Annotated in this window: 23 protein-coding genes; 15 read left to right on the top strand and 8 right to left on the bottom strand. The window is 38.8% G+C overall.

All coding sequences use genetic code 11. The features are described from left to right. The first annotated feature begins 43 nt into the window (after positions 1-43). Positions 44-634, top strand: a complete 591-nt coding sequence (locus ACHFIZ_RS11710; protein ID WP_410886013.1) for a DUF502 domain-containing protein — start codon at positions 44-46, stop codon at positions 632-634. A 2-nt stretch (positions 635-636) separates the two neighbouring features. On the opposite strand, the gene ACHFIZ_RS11705 is transcribed toward ACHFIZ_RS11710, so the two are convergent. Then, on the bottom strand, positions 637-1,344 hold the full coding sequence (locus ACHFIZ_RS11705; protein WP_410886011.1) for a TIGR00730 family Rossman fold protein: 708 nt from the start codon (positions 1,342-1,344) through the stop codon (positions 637-639). Between the two features lie 16 nt (positions 1,345-1,360). Beyond that, positions 1,361-2,869, bottom strand: coding sequence for a sodium:solute symporter (locus tag ACHFIZ_RS11700; RefSeq protein WP_410886009.1), 1,509 nt, complete (start codon positions 2,867-2,869; stop codon positions 1,361-1,363). A 111-nt stretch (positions 2,870-2,980) separates the two neighbouring features. On the opposite strand from ACHFIZ_RS11700, the gene recR reads away from it, so the two are divergent. From recR to trpA, 7 genes are all read left to right on the top strand, one after another. Next, the gene (gene recR / locus ACHFIZ_RS11695) at positions 2,981-3,598 is read left to right on the top strand and encodes a recombination mediator RecR (protein ID WP_410886007.1); all 618 of its coding nucleotides are present in this window, start codon (positions 2,981-2,983) and stop codon (positions 3,596-3,598) included. A gap of 5 nt (positions 3,599-3,603) precedes the next feature. Continuing rightward, entirely contained in the window at positions 3,604-4,419 is an 816-nt protein-coding gene (locus ACHFIZ_RS11690; protein ID WP_410886005.1) for an SDR family oxidoreductase, read from the top strand. A 1-nt stretch (position 4,420) separates the two neighbouring features. Continuing rightward, positions 4,421-5,269: an alpha/beta hydrolase gene (locus ACHFIZ_RS11685; protein ID WP_410886003.1), complete on the top strand. Its 849-nt coding sequence runs from the start codon at positions 4,421-4,423 to the stop codon at positions 5,267-5,269. 217 nt (positions 5,270-5,486) lie between these two features. Then, the gene (gene trpD / locus ACHFIZ_RS11680; RefSeq protein WP_410886001.1) at positions 5,487-6,473 is read left to right on the top strand and encodes an anthranilate phosphoribosyltransferase; all 987 of its coding nucleotides are present in this window, start codon (positions 5,487-5,489) and stop codon (positions 6,471-6,473) included. Positions 6,474-6,499: 26 nt separating this feature from the next. After that, positions 6,500-7,105: a phosphoribosylanthranilate isomerase gene (locus ACHFIZ_RS11675; protein ID WP_410885999.1), complete on the top strand. Its 606-nt coding sequence runs from the start codon at positions 6,500-6,502 to the stop codon at positions 7,103-7,105. Further along, positions 7,102-8,283: a tryptophan synthase subunit beta gene (gene trpB, locus ACHFIZ_RS11670; protein WP_410885997.1), complete on the top strand. Its 1,182-nt coding sequence runs from the start codon at positions 7,102-7,104 to the stop codon at positions 8,281-8,283. The genes ACHFIZ_RS11675 and trpB overlap by 4 nt, the downstream gene beginning before the upstream one ends. 1 nt (position 8,284) lies before the next feature. Beyond that, on the top strand, positions 8,285-9,070 hold the full coding sequence (gene trpA, locus ACHFIZ_RS11665) for a tryptophan synthase subunit alpha (RefSeq protein WP_410885995.1): 786 nt from the start codon (positions 8,285-8,287) through the stop codon (positions 9,068-9,070). A gap of 1 nt (position 9,071) precedes the next feature. On the opposite strand, the gene ACHFIZ_RS11660 is transcribed toward trpA, so the two are convergent. Continuing rightward, positions 9,072-9,695, bottom strand: a complete 624-nt coding sequence (locus ACHFIZ_RS11660; protein ID WP_410885994.1) for an L-threonylcarbamoyladenylate synthase — start codon at positions 9,693-9,695, stop codon at positions 9,072-9,074. 210 nt (positions 9,696-9,905) lie between these two features. Between ACHFIZ_RS11660 and ACHFIZ_RS11655 the strand changes: the two genes are divergently transcribed. Continuing rightward, positions 9,906-11,102: an FMN-binding glutamate synthase family protein gene (locus ACHFIZ_RS11655; RefSeq protein ID WP_410885992.1), complete on the top strand. Its 1,197-nt coding sequence runs from the start codon at positions 9,906-9,908 to the stop codon at positions 11,100-11,102. Between the two features lie 22 nt (positions 11,103-11,124). Here the strand turns inward: ACHFIZ_RS11655 and asnS are convergent, their stop codons facing one another. Then, the gene (asnS, locus tag ACHFIZ_RS11650) at positions 11,125-12,573 is read right to left on the bottom strand and encodes an asparagine--tRNA ligase (RefSeq protein ID WP_410885990.1); all 1,449 of its coding nucleotides are present in this window, start codon (positions 12,571-12,573) and stop codon (positions 11,125-11,127) included. Between the two features lie 865 nt (positions 12,574-13,438). After that, the gene (gene sucC, locus ACHFIZ_RS11645) at positions 13,439-14,629 is read right to left on the bottom strand and encodes an ADP-forming succinate--CoA ligase subunit beta (protein ID WP_410885988.1); all 1,191 of its coding nucleotides are present in this window, start codon (positions 14,627-14,629) and stop codon (positions 13,439-13,441) included. A 64-nt stretch (positions 14,630-14,693) separates the two neighbouring features. Here sucC and ACHFIZ_RS11640 point away from each other — a divergent pair, with 64 nt between their 5' ends. The 5 genes from ACHFIZ_RS11640 to ACHFIZ_RS11620 all read left to right on the top strand — a co-directional run bounded on the left by ACHFIZ_RS11640 (position 14,694) and on the right by ACHFIZ_RS11620 (position 18,490). Further along, positions 14,694-15,344 carry an ABC transporter ATP-binding protein gene (locus tag ACHFIZ_RS11640; protein WP_410885986.1) on the top strand — a complete coding sequence of 217 codons (651 nt, stop codon included), beginning with the start codon at positions 14,694-14,696 and terminating at the stop codon, positions 15,342-15,344. A gap of 3 nt (positions 15,345-15,347) precedes the next feature. Beyond that, on the top strand, positions 15,348-15,665 hold the full coding sequence (locus ACHFIZ_RS11635) for a hypothetical protein (protein ID WP_410885984.1): 318 nt from the start codon (positions 15,348-15,350) through the stop codon (positions 15,663-15,665). Between the two features lie 5 nt (positions 15,666-15,670). Next, positions 15,671-16,282 carry a haloacid dehalogenase gene (locus tag ACHFIZ_RS11630; RefSeq protein WP_410885982.1) on the top strand — a complete coding sequence of 204 codons (612 nt, stop codon included), beginning with the start codon at positions 15,671-15,673 and terminating at the stop codon, positions 16,280-16,282. 109 nt (positions 16,283-16,391) lie between these two features. Beyond that, positions 16,392-18,062, top strand: a complete 1,671-nt coding sequence (locus tag ACHFIZ_RS11625) for a S41 family peptidase (protein ID WP_410885980.1) — start codon at positions 16,392-16,394, stop codon at positions 18,060-18,062. A gap of 161 nt (positions 18,063-18,223) precedes the next feature. Beyond that, a complete protein-coding gene (locus ACHFIZ_RS11620; protein ID WP_410885978.1) occupies positions 18,224-18,490 on the top strand; it encodes a hypothetical protein in 267 nt (88 codons plus the stop codon). A 1-nt stretch (position 18,491) separates the two neighbouring features. On the opposite strand, the gene ACHFIZ_RS11615 is transcribed toward ACHFIZ_RS11620, so the two are convergent. After that, positions 18,492-19,436: a M28 family peptidase gene (locus tag ACHFIZ_RS11615; RefSeq protein ID WP_410885976.1), complete on the bottom strand. Its 945-nt coding sequence runs from the start codon at positions 19,434-19,436 to the stop codon at positions 18,492-18,494. Between the two features lie 97 nt (positions 19,437-19,533). Beyond that, entirely contained in the window at positions 19,534-20,394 is an 861-nt protein-coding gene (locus tag ACHFIZ_RS11610) for an RNA polymerase sigma factor RpoD/SigA (RefSeq protein ID WP_410885974.1), read from the bottom strand. A gap of 432 nt (positions 20,395-20,826) precedes the next feature. Here ACHFIZ_RS11610 and ACHFIZ_RS11605 point away from each other — a divergent pair, with 432 nt between their 5' ends. Further along, positions 20,827-21,036, top strand: a complete 210-nt coding sequence (locus tag ACHFIZ_RS11605; protein ID WP_410885972.1) for a helix-turn-helix domain-containing protein — start codon at positions 20,827-20,829, stop codon at positions 21,034-21,036. 3 nt (positions 21,037-21,039) lie between these two features. Here the strand turns inward: ACHFIZ_RS11605 and ACHFIZ_RS11600 are convergent, their stop codons facing one another. Next, a complete protein-coding gene (locus ACHFIZ_RS11600; protein ID WP_410885970.1) occupies positions 21,040-21,879 on the bottom strand; it encodes an MBL fold metallo-hydrolase in 840 nt (279 codons plus the stop codon). Positions 21,880-21,917 lie beyond the last annotated feature (38 nt).

The following is a 21,917-nucleotide window of genomic DNA, read 5'->3' as shown; positions in this document are numbered from 1 at the left end:
AAATAAGACAGTTTAAGCATCTTAATTTTTTTAAGTTTGCAACATGAACAGACTAGGCAGGGCATTCGTGAATTATATGATCAAAGGATTATTAATTGTATTGCCCATTGCGTTGAGTGTTTTAATCGTAATATGGGCCGTTACTACTGTGGATAGCTGGTTAAACGTAAACAATATACTCGGTGTTGATCCACACACAGGTGCCAGCAGAAATATACCCGGACTTGGGTTAGTGCTCGTTATATCTATCATCCTTGCTGCAGGGATTTTCGTTACCTACTTCGTGACTGAACCGATGTATAACTGGTTTCAACGTGTAATGAATCGCTTGCCCATCTTAAAGTTCATTTATTCTTCCATAAAAGACCTGACAGAAGCCTTCGTTGGTGATGAGAAAAAATTCAATACACCAGTTATTGTTGAAGTTGAAGGAGACATGAAACGTATTGGGTTTCTAACCCAAAGCGATCTTTCGGCTATCGGTTTGCCTGGCGAGTCTATTGTCTATTTTCCTTTCTCTTATTCTTTTGCCGGACAAGTATACGTTGTTAAGAATGATAAGATAAAAATGTTGGAAATGAGTGCCGCAGATACAATGAAACTCGTGGTTTCAGGAGGCGTAACTCATTTCTAGTACTAGAAGTTAGGTTTTAACACGTATTTGTCGTAGAATCTAAAAATATGCTCAGTAGCTTCTTCTGCTGTATCTACCAATCTAAAAAGATTTAAGTCTTCTTCGTGGATGTTGTGTTCGGTGTGCAACATGGTTTTAGTGATCCAGTGCACCAAGCCGCTCCAGTAGTCCTTGCCCACAAGTACAATTGGGAACCTTGCTATCTTACCAGTTTGAATCAATGTAATTGCTTCAAAAAGTTCATCCATAGTTCCCATACCCCCAGGCAAGACAATAAAACCCTGCGAGTATTTCATAAACATTACCTTACGAATGAAGAAATAGTCGAACTCCAACAACTTATTATGGTCAATATACTTATTGTGAAACTGCTCAAAAGGAAGTTCAATGTTTAGACCAACAGACTTTCCACCGTTCGTGTGAGCACCCTTATTTCCAGCTTCCATAATACCTGGCCCGCCACCTGTAATCACCCCATATCCACGGTCGGTAAGTAGTTTGCCACATTCTACAGCGATCTCATAATACTTATTTGTCTCTGCTGTTCTTGCTGAACCGAAAATGGACACGCATGGGCCTATTTTAGCCAGCTTTTCAAATCCATCAACAAACTCAGCCATGATTTTAAAGATTTGCCAGGAATCGGTAACCTTAATCTCCTGCCAGTTCTTGTTTTCAAACGCACTTCTTATTTTTTCTTCACTTGTCATTCTTTTACTCTTCTAATTAAAATTTGGTCTGCAAATCTGTTTTCTTACTAATCAGTAATAAGCCGATAAAGGTGATCAGACCATTTACCAGAATTAGTTCTACACTAAACTTATATCCACCTAATAATTGTGCCGAATACTCATTGAGTAAGTAACAAATTGCAGGGGAGAGGATACAAATAAATGGAACCAACTTATCATGTAGGCCACGATTTCTTACGAATAATCCAAAGCTATAAAGGCCAAGCAAAGGGCCGTACGTGTAAGAAGCTACCCTAAATATTCCTTTTACAACTGATTCATCGTTTAGGGTGTTAAATACAATTATGACTAGGAACATAAGTATTGAGAAACCTACGTGTACCAAATGTCTCTTATTTACAGATGCTTTAGAGTTGGTTTGATCTCCTTTGTCCATCTGCAGGAAATCAACACAGAAAGAGGTGGTTAGTGCTGTCAATGCAGAGTCTGTCGTCGCAAAAGTGGCGGCAGTTAAGCCAAGCATAAATACGATACCGGGGATCAGCGTGAGGCGATTGAAGGCAATTTCCGGGAATAAAAAGTCAGTTCGCGGTTTCCCAGTTACATGATCCAGTGGAATCTCAATACCGTTTTTTGTAGCATATATGTAAAGTAGGGCTCCTACGCTAAGGAAGAAAATGTTTAGAACCACAAACACTGCAGTAAAGGTAAACATATTCTTTTGCGCTTCTCCTATAGTCTTCATACTTAGGTTCTTTTGCATCAGATCCTGATCTAAGCCTGTCATCGCGATCGTTACGAAAATACCACCAAGAAGCTGTTTACTAAAATGAAAGTTGCTCGTGAGAAAGTCCTCATAAAAGAAAATCTTTGCGTAACCACTTTTCTTTATGGTTTCAAAGGTTTGAGGGATATTAAGGTCCAGGCTATTACAGATAAAGTACAGCGTAAGAAATACAGACAGTACCAGGAAAAATGTTTGAAGCGTATCGGTGATAATGATGGTTTTTAGACCTCCTCTAAAAGTGTAGCACCAAATTAAAGTCAAAGATATCAGTACTGTTGCCCAAAAAGGTACCCCGTAGCTGTCAAAAATAAAACGTTGTAAAACAATAACTACCAGGTATAAGCGAAATGCCGAACCTATTGTTCTGCTGATCAAAAATATAGAAGCTGCCGTTTTATAACTGTAAAAACCTAATCGCTGTTCAATATAGCTGTATATCGAGGTTAGTTTCATACGATAGTAAAGCGGTAGAAGTACTGTAGCGATAATGATGAAGCCAATCGCATTACCTATGATGAACTGGAAGTATTGAAATTGGTTTCCTGCGGGTGAGCCTACTTCGCCCGGTACGGAAATAAAGGTGACCCCGGATAGGGCAGTGCCGATCATCCCAAAAGCTACCAGGTACCATTTCGAGTTTCTATTGGCAACGAAAAAGGTTGAGTTATCGGATGACTTTTTAGAGGTCGCAAAGGCGATGATGATCAAAATTAGGAAGTACCCAATGAGGAATGATAACAATATAGCCGGACTCATAGTATGTTTTAGCGAATAAATTTAAGAAATGATATGATCAATGCAGAGAAGGTACTAAAATATTTTAAAGGCGCATAGAAATGCTTAGACACTTTTATTTAAGTTTGTAAAATGAACTTTTCTTCCAAATTACTTGAAGACGCAGTTAGTGAGTTTGCCAAATTACCTGGAGTGGGACAAAAGACTGCATTGCGTTTGGTATTGCACTTATTGAACAAGGAGCCGGAAGAAGTATCGCACTTTGGTAACGCTATTATAAGGCTTAGGAACGAAATCAAACATTGCACGATTTGCCATAATATTTCAGACCATAATACCTGTGAAATCTGTACTGCGAATAAGCGCGATAGAGAAGTGATTTGTGTGGTTGAAGATACGAGAGATGTAATGGCTGTTGAGAATACATCGCAGTATTTTGGGGTCTATCATGTATTAGGCGGACTTATTTCACCAATGGATGGGGTAGGGCCATCAGATCTTTTTATTGATTCCTTAGTTCAGCGTGTGGCAACAACTCCGGTTAAGGAAGTGATACTGGCCCTAAGTGCCACAATGGAGGGGGACACTACGCTTTTTTATCTCTACAAAAGATTAAAAGAATATCAGATCCCAATCACTACCATCGCTAGGGGTATAGCCTTTGGAGGCGAGCTGGAATATGCTGACGAAATTACTTTAGGTAGGTCCATCGTAACCAGGATACCCTATGAAAACTCATTAATAAGATAGTAAATATGGACTTCAAGAATAAAGTTGTCATTATTACCGGCGCATCATCAGGTATCGGAAAGGCCTGTGCCGAAGAATTTGCTAAACGCGGTGCTAATCTGGTATTAGCCGCAAGACAATATGTTACGCTTTGCGAGATTACTACCCAACTGGAAAGTCAGTATGGTATCAAGGCAGTTGCTGTTCAGGCAGATGTGAGCAACCGGGAAGACTGCAAGCATATCGTTAAGCAAACCGTTGATACATTTGGGCGCATAGATGTTTTGGTTAACAATGCGGGACTGTCTATGAGGGCATTGTTCCGGGATGTCGACCTAAGTGTGTTGGAAAATTTAATGGACGTGAACTTTTGGGGAACTGTGTTCTGCAGCAAATATGCTTTATCTGAAATTTTGAAAACCAAAGGTAGTATAATTGGCGTATCTTCTATTGCAGGATATCGTGGGTTACCAGGCAGAACGGGTTATTCAGCTTCTAAGTTTGCGATGAACGGTTTTATGGAATCGCTGAGAACAGAGCTACTGAAAACAGGTGTCCATGTAATGGTAGCTTGTCCGGGTTTCACTACCTCCAACATCCGTGTAGCTGCCCTATCGGAAGATGGAAAGTCTCATGGAGAGACTAGTATGGATGAAGGCAAAATGATGACGGCAGAAGAGGTTGCAGTTATAATGGTTGACGGAGTAGCTGGCAGAAAACGAACTTTAATAATCACCGGACAAGGAAAGCTTACGGTATGGCTCAATAAATTGCTACCTTCTTTGGCAGATAAACTTGTATTTAATCATTTTACAAAAGAGAAGAGCGCACTAATAAAATAGAATGAAACTATCTGCTATCTGTATGTTGTTTGCATTTCTTGGAATGCCCCTGGTATTACTTGCGAAAGTAAAAGTTGAGAAAAATATTGGTTATGGTGCTTCGTCAAATGATGTTAGGCGTCAGCTGAATATCTATCATAAAACAAAGATAGACACGGCACAGGACGTTGTGGTCTTTATTCATGGTGGTTCCTGGAGTACCGGTAAAAAAGATATTTATTGGTGGCTAGGCAGAAACTTCGCCAGAAAAGGTGTGGTAACGGTCACCATAAATTACGGATTAGCGCCGGATAACCAATATGGAGAGATGGCTACTGATTGTGCAATGGCAGTTAAATGGGTAACAAATCACATTTCTGATTATGGTGGCAATCCGAGAAGAATCTTTGTTATGGGTCACTCGGCCGGGGCACATCTTGCTGAACTTATCAATGCAGATCCACAATATTTTAAGTCAGTTGGCATTGCTAATCCAATTATGGGAGTGATCTTAAATGATCCTTTCGGATTAGATATGCACGAATACCTGACTAATGCAGAGAAGGATAGCGGTTACTTTAATTTTTTGCGAACCTTTACTGAAAACGCTGCAACCTGGACAAAAGGTTCTCCCTTAAACTATGTAGATAACATCCGTAATCCACAATTGATATTTTATGGACAGAAAACTTATCCGTCTATTAAGATCCAATCCGAACGATTGAACAAAGTACTTTTGGAAAGAGAGGTTCCTACAGAAATGTACGTGATTAAGAATAAAATGCATGTTGGGATGATTACCCAGATGATCTTCGGCTGCAATGTTCTTTATGATTATACCCTTTCGTTTATGAAACGTAATAAAATTTAAATTTTTATGGAAACATTTGTTGATTTGATAAAACAATTCCATATTTGCCCTACAATGATACTAAGAAGCGGACTTAACATTTGGTGGTGGCACAACGCGAATGCGTAGTGTAACCCTGTTTTGAACGTTTTTTTAATATAAAAATATTTGAGGGTTGCTTTAAAGCAACCCTTTTTGTTTTACAATATTTTATAAACTTCTGTAAAGAAGTAAAAGCATGAAAAAAATACTTAATCATTTGTTTGAAAATAAGACCTTTAGTAGGAGTGAATCTCAGAAGATCTTGACTTCAATTGCTCTAGGCGAGTTCAATACTTCTCAGATTGCTGCTTTCATTACCGCCTTCGGTATGCGAAATATTACCGTTGCAGAATTACAGGGTTTTAGAGATGCCATGCTCGACCTCTGTTTAAAGGTAGACTTCTCAGACTACGAGCTGGTTGATCTTTGTGGAACTGGAGGCGATGGAAAAGACACTTTTAATATTTCCACACTTGCTTCATTTGTAGTGGCGGGAGCAGGTTATAAGGTTGCTAAGCACGGTAATTATGGAGTGTCATCAGGATGTGGATCTTCAAATGTGATGGAATACCTCGGGTACCAATTTACCAATGACCAGGCTGTATTGAAGCGTAGTTTGGATAGCGCAGGGATTTGTTTTATACATGCCCCCTTGTTTAACCCTGCTATGAAAACTGTAGCCCCTATCCGTAAAGAGCTCGGAGTAAAGACATTCTTTAACATGCTCGGTCCAATGGTTAATCCTGCTCAGCCCAAAAATCAAATTGTAGGTGTGTTTTCTTTAGAGTTAGCACGCTTATATGCCTATCTGTATCAAGATACAGACAAGAATTATACGATTCTACACGCAATAGATGGCTTCGATGAAGTGTCTTTGACATGTGATTTTAAAACGTTCAGTAAAAGTGGCGAAGCATTAAGAACAGTTTCAAGTCTTGGATTTGAGCAAATCACTGAAGATGAGATTAAAGGAGGAGATACAGTCGAGTCGTCTGCAAAGATCTTCAGTAGTGTACTAAATGGAAAAGGTACGGCTGCTCAGCAGAATGTTGTCCTTTGTAATGCCGCAGTAGCTATCAACACCATTGAGGACAGCAAAACCTTTGCGGATTGTTTTTACGAAGCAGAAGAATCTTTGATGACTAAGAAAGCGTTGAACAGCTTCAAAACTCTTATAGCTTAATTATGATCAAGCTAAAGATATGCGGGATGAAACATCAGGAAAATATACATGAAGTTGGGCTTTTGGAGCCTGACTTCATGGGATTTATTTTCTATAAAGACTCTAAACGATACGTAGAAGAACTTGATCCTGGAGTTCTTTCTGGCTTGTCTGAAAACATCGCCAGAGTAGGAGTTTTTGTTAACCATGATCTTATGGAGGTAGTTGAAATTGCTCGAAAGTTCAATCTAAACCTGTTACAGTTGCATGGAATTGAATCTGTCGATTATGTGATTGCTTTGAAACAGCAAATGGTTGGCAGTGACGTTAAAGTACTGAAGGCTTTTGGAGTTGATGAAGACTTTGATTTCTCAGCGCTTGAAGAATACCAAAACAGTGTTGATTACTTTTTGTTCGATACGCAGACGCCGAGTCATGGTGGCTCAGGAAAGCTTTTTAATTGGGGATTATTGAAAGCGTATACATTGAATAAGCCCTATTTTCTTAGCGGAGGGATTGGTTTGGACAATTTGGAAGCATTAAAAAAAATTGATGATAACAGGCTCTTTGCAGTAGATGTCAACAGTAAGTTTGAAACAGAGCCCGGTAAAAAAGATATTAATAAATTAAAAGAATTTAAGAGACAGCTATGAGTTATTTTGTAAATGAAAAAGGATACTATGGAGATTTTGGTGGAGCTTATATTCCTGAAATGCTCTATCCAAATGTAGAAGAGCTTAGACTTAACTACCTAAAGATCATTAACGAAGAGAGTTTTCAAAAGGAATTTCAACAATTGTTAAAGGATTACGTAGGAAGGCCTTCACCTTTGTACTTGGCAAAACGCCTGTCGAAAAAGTATAACGCAAACATCTTTCTGAAAAGGGAAGACCTAAACCATACAGGCGCACACAAAATTAACAATACCGTCGGCCAAATTCTATTGGCTGAGCGCCTGGGTAAAAGGAGGATTATTGCAGAGACAGGTGCAGGCCAGCATGGCGTAGCAACAGCAACCGTCTGTGCATTAAGAGGCCTTGAATGTGTAGTGTACATGGGTGAGGTGGACATCAAAAGACAAGCGCCCAATGTGGCAAGAATGAAAATGCTTGGAGCCACGGTTGTTCCTGCCACTTCAGGAAGCAAGACCTTGAAAGATGCTACAAATGAAGCCATGCGCGATTGGATCAATAATCCCCTTGACACCCATTACATCATAGGCTCGGCAGTTGGTCCGCATCCTTATCCTGCTATGGTAGCATTATTTCAATCTATTATTTCTGAGGAGACAAAAAAGCAATTGATGGAGCAAACTGGCAGTGACCAGCCAGACTATGTTCTTGCTTGCGTTGGCGGGGGAAGCAATGCCTTAGGAATGTTTTATCACTTTATTGACGATGAAAAGGTTAAGCTTATTGCTGTTGAAGCTGCAGGAAGGGGCGTCAGTAGTGGCTTCTCAGCGGCTACCACAACACTCGGTAAAGAAGGGGTATTGCATGGAAGCAGAAGTATTCTGATGCAAACTCATGATGGTCAGGTTGTAGAGCCACATTCCGTATCTGCTGGTCTTGATTACCCTGGTATTGGTCCACAACATGCCCATTTGTTCAAAACTGGTCGCGGACAATATGTATCTATTACTGATGATGAATCTTTAGATGCAGGCTTACTGCTAACTCAGCTCGAAGGTATTATTCCTGCTATTGAAAGTGCGCATGCGCTGGCCTATTTGGAAAAAATGACCTTTAGCGGTGGCGAGAATGTAGTGGTTTGTCTTTCTGGTCGTGGCGATAAAGACATGGATACTTACATGAAACATTTTAATTTCTAATATGAGCAGATTAAAGCAGTTATTTCAAGAGAAAAAAAATATACTCTCTATATATTACACAGCAGGGTATCCTTCCTTAGGCGATACAATAACCATCGCTGAAGAATTGGAAAGATGCGGTGCAGATCTTTTGGAAATAGGGTTTCCCTATTCAGATCCAGTAGCCGATGGACCTATAATCCAGGCAAGTAGCAAAATAGCATTGGACAATGGTATGGATTTAAAGCTACTGTTTCAACAGCTTAAAGATCTAAGAAGGACCGTTAGCATCCCGGTTTTGCTAATGGGTTATGTGAATCCGATGCTTCAATACGGAGTAGAGGAGTTCTGTAAATCCTGTGCAGAAGTTGGAGTAGATGGCTGTATTGTTCCAGACTTACCGATGGTAGAATATGAAGAGCTTTATGCTTCGGTCTTTGCGCAATACAGGTTAAGCAATATATTTCTGATCACCCCTCAAACCTCGCCAGAGCGTATCCAAAAAATTGATGGATTGAGCAACGGATTCATCTACCTATTGTCTTCCTCTGCAACAACCGGGCAAAATTTAAGTGTTTCGAATACTACAGAAGCTTACTTCTCAAGAATAGCAGACTTAAAACTCAATAACCCAACGGTTATAGGTTTTGGAATAAGCAGCAAGGAGACATTTGATAAAGCTTGTCAGTATGCTGGTGGCGCTATTGTAGGGAGCGCTTTTGTGAAAAGTTTAGACTCAACGGATCTTAAGGGAAGTATTCAGAAGTTTATGAAAGTTTTTAAGCCTGAAACAGAACAGTTATCCTAAATTAGGAAATCAAATTTTCCAGATCACCTTTACCTTGCCTGATGATTTCAAAGTCGCCTGAAGTACAATCGACGACTGTTGATGGTTCGTTATCCCCATAGCCACCATCAACAATAAGGTCTACTTTATCTATGTATTTCTCATGAATAAGCTCAGGATCTGTTGAGTATTCAATTACCTCATCATCATCATGTATGGAGGTGCTCAAAATTGGATTGCCAAGTTGTAAAACGATTTCCTTGGCAATAGCATTATCGGGTACTCTGATGCCTACGGTTTTCTTATTTGAGCTCAGTAGTTTGGGTACATTGTTGCTAGCGTTGAATATAAACGTAAAGGGTCCAGGTAGCGCTTTTTTCAGCACTCGGAATACTGTATTATCAATTGGTTTGATGTAGTCGGATATATGTCTCAAATCTGAGCAAATGAAGGAGAAATTAGACTTTTCAGGTTTTATACCTCGGAGCTTACAAATCCTTTCGATCGCTTTTTGATTGGTAATATCACAACCCATCCCATAAACAGTATCCGTAGGGTATATGATAATTCCACCTTTTTTTAAGACCTCAACGACCTGCTCTATCGCTTTAGGATTAGGGTTTTCGGGATATATTTTGATAAGCATATGTAAAATTAAACAAATCTTGAGCCAAAATTGGTTTGTACTTGTTCTATTATGGTCTTTTTATTAAATTAACCAGCATATGAGAAAAGCCTTTATCGCCATAGCATTGCTGCCATTAGCCACTATGAGCTTGATGAGAATCCCAGAATTTTAATCGGTGGTCCAGATTGTTTACAGCCCTATTCTGCGAGCATATATAATATTTCAGCGATGAGTTTCGGTTCATTAAGTCAAAATGCCATCCTGTCCTTAAATGGTGGTGCGAAAATGGGTGGCTTTGCTCATAACACGGGCGAGGGTGGTATCAGCGATTACCATAAGAATCCCGGAGGAGATTTAATCTGGCAAATCGGAACGGGTTATTTTGGCTGCAGATATCATGATGGAAAATTTAATGATGAGGCTTTCACAGAAAAACCCCAGTCTCCACAAATCAAGATGGTAGAAATAAAGCTTTCGCAAGGTGCAAAACCTGGTCATGGGGGTATTCTACCCGCCAAAAAGGTAACTCCAGAGATCGCCAGGATCAGATTAGTAAAGGAAGGATTTGATGTGATCTCTCCACCAGCACACTCAGAATTTAAAACTCCTTTGGAAATGATGGCATTCGTAAAAAAACTGAGGGATCATTCAGGTGGTAAACCTGTAGGAATCAAATTGTGTATTGGCAGACGGAGCGAGTTTTTTGCCATTTGTAAGGCGATGGTGGAAACTAAAACCTATGTCGATTTTATAACCGTTGATGGGGGAGAAGGTGGAACAGGAGCATCACCTCAAGAGTTTTCTAACGCGGTGGGTATGCCATTGCGAGAGGCGTTGGCATTTGTATTCGATGTGTTAACAGGCTTTGGGTTAAAAAGGCACATTAAGATTATTTCATCCGGTAAGGTAGCTTCTGGGTTTGATTTGGTAAAGAATATAGCATTGGGTGCAGATTTGTGTAATTCTGCAAGGGGAATGATGTTTGCACTGGGATGCATACAGGCGTTAGAGTGTAACAGCAATACTTGTCCGACCGGCGTAGCTACTCAGGATCCTAGCTTAATGAAAGGTTTGGTGGTCGAAGACAAAACTGTCAGGGTATTTAACTTTCACAGGCTAACTGTTGCGAGTGCAGTTGAATTGCTAGGGGCTGCAGGCTTACATCATACACACCAGTTAACGAGAGCCTACGTGAATAGGAGAGTGGCTCCAAACATTATGCAGTCTTACATGGAAACCTACCCATATATTCCGGAGGGCAGTTTGTTACAGACGCCGTATCCTTTAAGATTTGAACTTGGAATGGCATTGAGTACTTCGGCAAGCTTTGTGCCTACAGACTATAACGTTTCATTTGTAGATTATGCCCATGCAAACTCTTTTAGTGACTCAATTGATGTGGTAGGTAAGTCTTCAGACAATTAATCTGAAGACTTAAATATATCTGTTAAAATTCAGCATTTTTTGGGAAACGAGGGAAGGCGATCACGTCTCTGATATTCGTCATTCCAGTCACAAACAAGACCAGGCGCTCAAAGCCGAGTCCAAAGCCGGCATGTGGTGCAGAACCGAATTTCCTGGTATCCAGGTACCACCAGAGTTCATCTTGAGGTATATCCAGTTGCTCCATACGATTCGTTAACCTGTCGAGGCGTTCTTCACGTTGTGAGCCACCAATAATCTCTCCAATTCCCGGGAAAAGAATATCCATTGCGGCAACGGTATTCCTGCCTTGCGCATCCGGCTCATTCTGACGCATATAGAACGATTTGATGTCGGCAGGGTAATCCGTCAGTATCACTGGTTTTTTAAAGTGTTTCTCTACCAGAAAGCGCTCATGTTCAGACTGGAGATCAGCTCCCCATTCATCAATAATATATTTAAATTGTTTCTTTTGGTTAGGCTTTGAAGACTTTAGAATCGCGATAGCTTTCGTGTAGGTCAAACGCTCAAAATCATTATTTAAACAAAAGTTTAACTTATCCAAAAGAGAAAGCTCAGAACGTTCAATCTGAGGTTTAGACTTTTCTTCTTCTAATAACCGGCCATTTAAAAATTCCAATTCATCTATACAGTTTTCTAAGGCATAATGAATAACATATTTCAACATGTCCTCTGCTAGTTGCATGTTGTCTTCCAGATCTGCGAAGGCGACCTCTGGTTCAATCATCCAGAACTCTGCAAGGTGACGTGTAGTATTAGAATTTTCGGCCCTAAAAGTAGGTCCAAATGTGTAAATCTGCCCAAAAGCCATAGCTGCCAGTTCACCTTCAAGTTGCCCTGATACGGTCAGGTTACTGGAGCGCGCGAAGAAGTCCTCTGAATAATCAACCTTTCCTTCTGGAGTACGAGGAACGTTGTCAAAGTCTAGTGTAGTTACCTTGAACATTTCTCCGGCGCCTTCCGCATCCGAGGCTGTAATGATAGGGGTATGCATGTATACAAAGCCTCTTTCATTATAAAACTGATGAATGGCGAAAGCGAGTGCGTGACGAACTTTGAATACTGCATTAAAAGTATTGGTACGGAAACGCAGGTGAGCAATCTCCCTAAGGAATTCCAAACTGTGCTTCTTGGGTTGCAAGGGAAATTTCTCAGGATCACTGTCGCCAAGAATTTTTATTGTCGCCGCTTTAATATCTACTCGCTGACCTTTTCCAAGAGATTCTACAATTGTACCTGTTACGGAAATAGCAGCGCCTGTAGTAATCCTTTTAAGAAGATTTTCGTCAGTATTATTGAAGTCTACCACTATTTGAATGTTTCCCATGCAGGAGCCATCGTTCAATGCGATGAACTGATTGTTTCTGAAAGTTCTTACCCAACCCATTACGGTTACTTCTTTGTCGAATTCTGTGGTCTCTAAAAGACGCTGTATTTTTTCTCTTTTAATCATGTTATTTTCTGGAGCGGGGCAAAAATAATGAAATCCTTCAAGAATCAGGCGCAAATATTTAGATAGGTTTATTGAGCATTTTTTTGAATATAATAGCAAAAATTCACTTATTTTAATGTGTATTTTTGTTTAATCAATAAAAAATGAATAATAAAATGTTTTTTTATAAGAATTATGGCTGTTATAATGGTATTTATCGGTTTATTTGGTATAATTATTATTATATAAATCTATTTAATTTGATTTATATAAGTTTACATAAAGAATTTTAAAGTATAAATGTGTTTTAAATCGAAAAATTAGAATTATTTAAGTATTTTAATTAAAATGTATAAAAATATTTTAGAAATGTAGTGTTTTTAAATAAAAGTTCCTATGTTTGTATTGCTCGTTTAATTTATATTTGGTTAGAGAGGCCTACAATTGGATAATTGTAGGCCTTTTCTTTTTTAGAGAAAATTAATCGGTGTAATAGTTTAAATTTATCATCTATGACAAACCTCTGAGCTTTCTAAGAGCTTACATATATATGCCTCGAATTAACCAGCTAATGTCCTTTGATTGAGCTTGTCTTGAAGTCGGCCTTAGCTCATGCTTAGCTTACTATCTCCAAGGTTTCCAAACGCTTTCTCTACGCTTGCTACTCGTGTTCCAGTCGGTTCGAACCGACCAGGGAAGGACGAGATACCGAAGAGGGGCCGGTGAGGTGCAAAGCTCAATTCGAGCTAAGGCTGAGTACATGGCTTCGTCAGTAGGAACGCTATGACACTTAAATAGTTACCCAACTTCTTTATAAACAAAAAAAGAGCTACGAATGCAGCTCTTTAAATGAAAAAAACTGCTAATTCACGAGCAGCGCAATAAATTATGCTAAGACTTGAGTAACTAAAGCCGCTGCGTCTTTCAATGCGATAGCTGAGTACACTTTTAGTCCGGATTCATCAATTAATTTCTTTGCTTCCACAGCATTTGTGCCTTGCAGGCGACAAATGATTGGTACTGGAACATCACCAATCTCTTTGTAAGCATCGATAACACCTTGAGCAACTCTATCGCAACGTACTATACCGCCAAAGATGTTAATTAAAATAGCCTTGACGTTAGGATCTTTAAGGATGATGTTAAAACCAGCTTTCACGGTTTGTGCGTTTGCAGTTCCACCTACGTCAAGGAAGTTAGCAGGCTCACCACCAGCGATTTTAATAATATCCATAGTAGCCATTGCCAAGCCAGCACCATTAACCATACAACCAACGTTTCCGTCTAATTTTACATAGTTAAGGTTAGATTCACTTGCTTCAACGTCAGTTGGATCTTCTTCTAGCTTATCACGCATTGCTGCATAATCAGGATGACGGAACAAAGCGTTTTCATCCAGGTCAACCTTCGCATCCACAGCAATAATTTTATCATCAGAAGTTTTAAGAACAGGGTTGATCTCAAACATAGCCGAATCAGTATTGTCATATGCTTTGTAAAGAGCCGTAACGAATTTCACCATTTCTTTATGAGCTCCACCACTCAAACCTAAGTTAAAAGCAATCTTGCGGGCTTGAAATGCTTGAAGACCAACTTTAGGGTCGATCTCTTCTTTGAATATTAAATGTGGAGTGTGTTCTGCAACTTCTTCGATATCCATACCGCCTTCAGTAGAATACATAATAATGTTTCTGCCACTTGCGCGGTTAAGAAGTACACTTACGTAGAATTCTTTAGTTTCAGAAGCTCCAGGATAGTAAACATCCTGTGCAACCAATATCTTGTTTACTTTCTTTCCTTCCGGACCGGTTTGAGGAGTTACCAATTGCATACCCAAAATTGCAGTAGCTCTTTCTTTGACCTCATCAAGGTTTTTAGCAAGTTTAACACCTCCGCCTTTACCTCTTCCTCCTGCGTGGATTTGTGCTTTGATTACAACCCAATCAGAATTATAATCAGTTTTCATTTTTTTAGCAGCGTCTATGGCTTGTTCAACCGTGACTGCAACTACGCCTTCCTGTACGGCGACACCAAAACTTTTGAGGATTTCTTTACCTTGATATTCGTGGATATTCATTTGCTGAAAAATTTGCTCAAATCTACAATTTCAGATTGGTTTTAAAAACACTAAGTTTGCATTTATGCTAAAAGCAACGGGTATTAGGAAAGCTTATGGGAACTTACCCATATTGAAAGGAGTAGACTTTAATGTCGGAACAGGGGAGATAGTTAGCATAATCGGTGCCTCAGGAGCGGGCAAAAGTACGCTTCTTCATATCCTTGGAACTTTGGATAAACCTGATGAAGGAGAAGTGGAATTAAATGGAACAAAAATCAATAAGCTGAGCGGGGAATTACTGAGTATTTTTCGAAATAAGAATATCGGTTTCGTTTTTCAGTTTCATCATCTCTTGCCGGAGTTCTCTGCCTTAGAAAATATTTGCATTCCTGCCTTCATAGCGAAGGTTTCGAAAAAAGAGGCAGAGCAACAAGCTTTTGAATTGCTGGAATTGCTTGGTCTTAAAGATAGAGCCCATCACAAGCCAAACCAATTGTCTGGTGGTGAGCAACAACGGGTAGCTGTTGCACGTGCATTAGTTAATCGTCCTTCAATCGTGTTGGCCGACGAGCCATCAGGAAACCTGGACTCCGCAAACGCAAATGCTTTGCATCAGTTTTTTATAACGCTTAGGGACAATTTTAAGCAAACATTTGTTATTGTAACTCACAATGAAGACCTCGCCAAAATTAGCGACCGGGTGGTTACAATGAAGGACGGACTAATCATATAGATCTTGAAAATATTAATTACCGGAGGCAAATCAATACAGGCTCTGAAGCTTGTCAAAGCGTATTATGATGACAAGGTGATTCTTGCCGATTACGGCGAAATGCCTTCATTCCCCTCAACTACTTACAGTTTCATATCCCTTGGTATTCAAAACAATGAGGTGGTTGCACATAACCTATTAACAATATGTTTAGATGAAGCAGTTGACGCAATAATCCCGCTATACAAATTTGAAGTCGATGAGGTTTTGAAAACAAGTGTGCTGTTCGATGAGTTTAAAATTACCGTTATCCTACCATTGCCTGATTACGTAATCATCTAGGCAGTATGGAAGCGGAGTATTATCTTCAAAAATATAAGTCTTTCTTATTTGAATTCGACGATGTTTTATACCCTCAAAAGGATTACTTGCTTCAGGTGTATTACCTGTTTTCACAGTTCATTGAATATGCTGAACAAAAAGATTCTTTAAAGATTCTAGAATTTATGAAGGTAAGTTTTGCCAGTGATGGCCATGTTGGAATTTTTGACCGGACAATGGAGCATTTTAGCCTTGACGAAAAGTATAAGGTAAATTTTGAGTTATTGATGCAGAATGTTAAGTTACCGCTTAAACTCCTGCTGTTTAATGAACTTCTACGCTTTCTGCAGTCGATCGTTGATTCAGGCAAGGAAATTTTTCTTATGCTGAGCGGGGATCCGGTTATACAGTTAAATAAAATCAGACAAACGGAATGGAATGGCATTGAAACCAGCTTAACTGTGTATTTTACCGAGGAGTTTGGGGAGCAATCTATCGAGGCCAATATTTTAACGGTCCTTGAGAAGCATGGAATCATACCACAAAAGACATTGTTTATCGGACATTCGAGCCATGCAAATCTCATAAGTCCATCTAGCCGAATAAATTATATGGATGCTACTAAACTATTGGATTGATATTTACGTTTATACGTGTTTAAAGTTGTAAATTGCATATTATACTTATATAAAAAAACTAAATAAATCATCCCATCTAACTACAATTTAAAGAAAACTTTTAATACGAATGAAAAACAAAAACTTTAAACAATGGGCGCTTTTTTCAGCTGTGTTAATAAGCTTAACAATTTCAGCTTGTAAAAAGAACAAAAATGAACCGGCCCCCGTTACTCCCCCTGTAGCAACAAATTCAAATGTTAAGCAAACGATAACTACCAACAGATTAGAGTTGAGTAATGACTCGTTGTTTTTGTACGCAAAAGAAATTTACTTCTGGAATGAGTCATTGCCTAGCTATGATACTTACGAACCTAGAAAGTATAATATATTGAGTGCAGCACCTACAAAGTCTATAACCCAAGTTAATTTGGAAAACAATCTTTTTAATCTGGTTAAATCCTCTGGTAGTGCTGATTTCGTTAGCGGTTCTTCATTTCCTAAGTATTCTTATATTCAGGATATCAATAACGCAAATCCAACTCCAACATCCGCATCACCAAATGATCAGGCTTCTGTGGATCTGGAAGGAAACGGAAATGATATTGGCATTTACAGGATATCTGCCGTTGGGCAAAGTGCGACTGAGTATAGATTGTATATCTCCGCTGTATTTGAAAACGGACCTGCAGCTAAGCAAGGATTGACACGGGGTGCCTATATTACGCATATTAATGGAACCCCTATTGGTACAGTGGATAATGGATCTATCGCAGCGTCTGAGGTTACTTTGATCAATTCGACCATCTATGGTAATCCGGCTTCAATTCAGCTATTGGGAGTTAAAACGGACGGTAATTCTTTCGATGTTACTTTGAATAAAACATCTTACAAAAGTAGTCCGATATACAAAAGCAATGTTTTAACTGCTGGAAGCAAGAAAATAGGATATTTGGCCTATGCCCGTTTTTCAAACAGCAGTAATTCAATAGCTGCATTGAATGCGATTTTTGAGGATTTTGCTTCAAAAGGTGTTACAGATCTTATTGTGGACTTAAGATACAATGGTGGCGGATACGTTAGTACTGCTGAACATTTAGTTAACTTAATTGCTCCATCGACCGCGTCTGGTGTAATGTACATCGAACACTACAATAACAATCTGAAGAATAGAAAGACTACCGATGCGAGTATCCTGAAAAATCAACCCTTATTGGACGCAAATGATAAAGTTCAGTTGAAAGCGAATGGAACCTTGATTACCTATGCGGATATTGACTATTCCATAGCTAATAACACCAATAACTTCGCCAAAAAAGGTGGTCTTGGTAATGTTAAAAATATTGTTTTCCTAGTTTCTGGTGGAACTGCTTCTGCAAGCGAATTGGTAATCAATAGCTTAAGGCCTCAAATGACGGTGACTTTGGTAGGTAAGACCACCTACGGCAAACCAGTAGGATTTTTCCCAATCAAGTTGGAAAATAGGTATGATGTTTACCTCTCTTTATTTGAAACTAAAAACGCTCTGGGAGTAGGCGGTTATTATAATGGTATGCCTGCTGACATTGATGGTGGTAGTGACTTAGGTAATTATGACTTTGGCAACCCTCTAGATGGTTATTTAGCAAAAGCCCTAACGGTTCTAGCTCCCGGCGTAAATGTAACTGCTATAGCTTCTACAAACCGATTATCGAGTTCAAGTGGCTTGAAAACCAATCAAGTTAAACTTAACGGCAACTTTGATGACGAAGACAAAGACTTCGTAGGTATGATAGAAACAAGACATAGTATAAAAAAATAATACCCTAAACTTTCAAAAGCCTGCTTCGTCTGAAGCAGGCTTTTGAATGAAATAGCTTTTTTATTACACCCTAAATCATTTTTTTGTCATGCTTAATTTATGTATTGATATTTAAATGAATTAAATGGATATTTAGTTAAAAGAAAAGCCAATTATAATTTATGTTAGGGGAAGTAATAGCCAAAGAATCTATCGAAATCAGCCAAATAATACCTGCTGAAGAAAATCATACAGAAGAACTTAGAATTAAATTAAATTCAGCTCAAAGATTAGGGAACGAATTCAAAGCAAAAGCAGATATTACCTTTAATACAAAACAAGGTTTTAAGACAGTGAGTGCTACCGTATGGTCAGTAACTGAAAAATACATTCAATTGAAAAGCGGAGTGCATATTCCATTGAGTAGTGTAATTGATATCGACTACTGATCTACTGCTTCTTCATTTGTAGTTTCTCTTTGAAAATTTGCTGAATGTCGCGTTCCTTATCGATGTTATTAGCTACCTCTAATATTGTTGCTACTGCGTTTGTATAAAATTCTTTGTTGATGTTTTGGAATTCATCAGTGGCTTTATGATAATCCTTGTGGTCTTCTACGCCGAAGTATAAAAATGGAATATTTTTAGCATTAAAAGCACCTTGATCACTTTGATCGGTCCAGTCATCATTGCGACCAAGCTTAGGATCGTCATGTCCGAACAATATCTTTATATCGCTACTCTTAATCGTAAAATACTTTTTAAGTTCGGGGTATTTAAAGGTGCCACAGGCATATAATTCACCTTTGTCATTATGAGCAATCATATCCATATTGATGTTGAGCTTAATTTTTTCTACTGCAACAGTTGGATTGGCAACAAATGCTTTTGCTCCCTGTAGGCCCATTTCTTCTGCGTCGAATGCAGCAAAAATGATCGTGTTATTAGGTTTGTTTTTAGCAAAATAGGTTGCAATTTTCAACAGGCCTCCTACGCCCGATGCGTTATCGTCTGCACCATTAAACACTTCATCCTTTACTATTCCCAAGTGATCATAGTGTGCTGAAATCACGATGACATTGGCAGTCTTACCCTGTAAATAGCCAATCATGTTTATTCCTTTGACATCTGCAGCAGTTCCTCTTTTAAAACTGAAGGGTTGCTCGAAACCTGGAGTGGAGCTAAATGCCTTTAATCCTATTTCTTTAAACCTTTCTGAAATATATACCCTTGACATTTCAGCACCTTTAGTTCCTGTTTTGCGTCCTTGGTATAAGTCTGAAGATAATACTTCGATATCTTTTAAAAGCTGAGTGTCGCTATGTTGGGCATCTATCTTTTTGACCGTGCTACAGCTTAATAATATTGCAAGAGATAGTAATAGGAGTGATTTCATGATAAAGATTTTGATTAAAGATAGTTATATAAACAAAAAAGATCGAGCGGTAGGCTCAATCTTTTTTATAATGTTCCTTTTGAGGATGAACTTAATATTATCCCAAATAAGATTTAAGAATCTTGCTCCTAGAGGTGTGGCGCAAACGTTGTAAAGCTTTGTCCTTAATTTGACGAACACGTTCACGAGTAAGGTTGAACTTTTCACCGATCTCTTCAAGAGAAAGTGGGTGGTTGGTACTTAATCCGAAAAAAAGCACGATGATTTCACGTTCTCTCTCTGTAAGAGTAGATAATGATCTTTTAATTTCTTCAGACAAAGATTCGTTGATTAGGCTGCTATCTGTGTTAGGTTCATGGTTTTCCAATACATCAAGTAAGGTGTTTTCTTCACCCTGTACAAATGGAGCATCCATCGATACGTGTCTTCCTGAATTACTTAGTGTATCAGAAATCTTATCAACTGTAGTTTCAAGCATCTCAGCAAGTTCCTCAGGAGAAGGCTCGCGTTCGAATTCCTGTTCTAATTTAGAGAAAGCTTTACTTATTTTACTTAATGATCCAACCTGGTTCAAAGGTAAACGAACAATACGACTTTGCTCAGCGATAGCCTGCAAGATTGACTGACGAATCCACCAAACTGCATAAGAGATAAATTTGAAACCTTTTGTTTCATCAAAACGCTTTGCTGCTTTAATTAGTCCCAGATTTCCTTCGTTGATCAAATCACCAAGAGTTAAGCCTTGATTTTGATATTGTTTTGCAACTGAAACTACGAAACGCAAATTAGTCTTTGTTAAACGTTCTAATGCCGCCTGGTCACCCTCACGTATTTTTCTTGCTAATATTACTTCTTCTTCGGCTGTAATTAAATCTACCTTACCAATTTCGTGAAGGTACTTATCCAACGACTGACTTTCGCGATTGGTAATCGACTGCGTGATTTTGAGTTGTCTCATTTATTTGCTTTGGTACTCTTTTATGTATTTGAAAGTGCAAAAGTAATAATTTATAGGTTATTTGAGATATAAAATCCTGAAAACCTTACACTTTACACGAGTTATTTGTATGATGAATTACTAGCAAAAATTATTCCAAAATACTTTTGTCAGTGTGAATGTCATTTGCCTATTAACGATTAATACTTATTGAATTACAATAAATATATTTTGATTATTAATAATAAGTCTTTATGTTTGACTGCATTAAAATTATAGCATTCTGGAATGGATAAGCAGATAGTCATATTGAATATTTGATCTGATTGAGCAACTATTTTCCCAATGCTAAAAAAATAGCGTGGAATGAGTATTCCTTTAACTATTTAGTAGTCAGTAAAATGAAAGATGAATTAAGATTTATCAAGGCGACCAGTATCTAAAGTATAAATTATGCCTATCATTATTAACCTTGATGTTATGCTTGCTAAACGCAAAATATCGTTAACAGAATTAAGTGACCGGGTAGGCATTACCATATCTAATCTTTCGATCTTAAAAACAGGTAAAGCTAAGGCCATAAGATTAGAGACACTCGAAGCAATTTGTAGGGCGCTGGAATGTCAGCCAGGTGATATTTTTGAATATCGTGCAAAAGGATAGGAGCTAAACACTAGAGAGTATAAAGGTTGCATCTAGTCTAATTCCTTTCTCAGTCTCTTTTACCGTACAGCATTCATTCTCCGAATCATGCTCAAGGAATAAAATGTAGTTGTTAGCTGCCGCTTCCTGCAAAAAGACTTTTTTTTCCATTAATGTTTTCAATGGAAACATATCATACGCCATAACATAGGGCAGGGGGATATGTCCGACAGATGGCAGCAAGTCCGCCATATAGACGAGCGTCCTGCCTTTGTACTGTATTTGTGGAAGCATCATAGCATCCGTATGGCCGTAAGCAAACCTGACATTTATTCCTTGTTTAAATTCGACGCCATCCACACTCTCAATAAACCGAAGCTGACCACTTTCCTGAATGGGCAGGATATTATCCTTCAAAAATGAAGCTTTTTCACGGTCGTTCGGATCAACGGCCCAGTCCCAATGTTTTTCATTGCTCCAGTAGAACGCATTTTTAAATGCAGGACGTAGTTTATCGCCTTCGCGAACAATCGATCCGCCACAATGATCAAAATGTAGATGCGTTAAAAACACATCTGTGATGTCGTCTTTATGAAAGCCTTTTGTAGCGAGAGATCTATCAAGGCTATCATCACAATGAAGATAGTAATGCTTCAAAAACTTTTCGTCTTGTTTGTTCCCGATGCCATTGTCGATCAGGATCAACCTGTCGCCGTCTTCAATCAACAGACAGCGCATTGCCCAGGGACATAGATTATTCTCATCGGCGGGGTTAGTTTTATTCCAAATAGATTTTGGAACGACGCCAAACATGGCTCCGCCATCTAATTTAAAACGGCCGGTTTCTATAACATGTAACTTCATAGCAGGGAATCAATTCAAAAAGGAAAGGCCGCGACATG

It is taken from the genome of Pedobacter sp. JCM 36344, assembly GCF_046546555.1.
Taxonomy (GTDB): Bacteria; Bacteroidota; Bacteroidia; order Sphingobacteriales; family Sphingobacteriaceae; genus Pedobacter.
The sequence above is the reverse complement of the archived record's forward strand: the minus strand, read 5'-3'. Positions and strand labels throughout refer to the sequence as shown.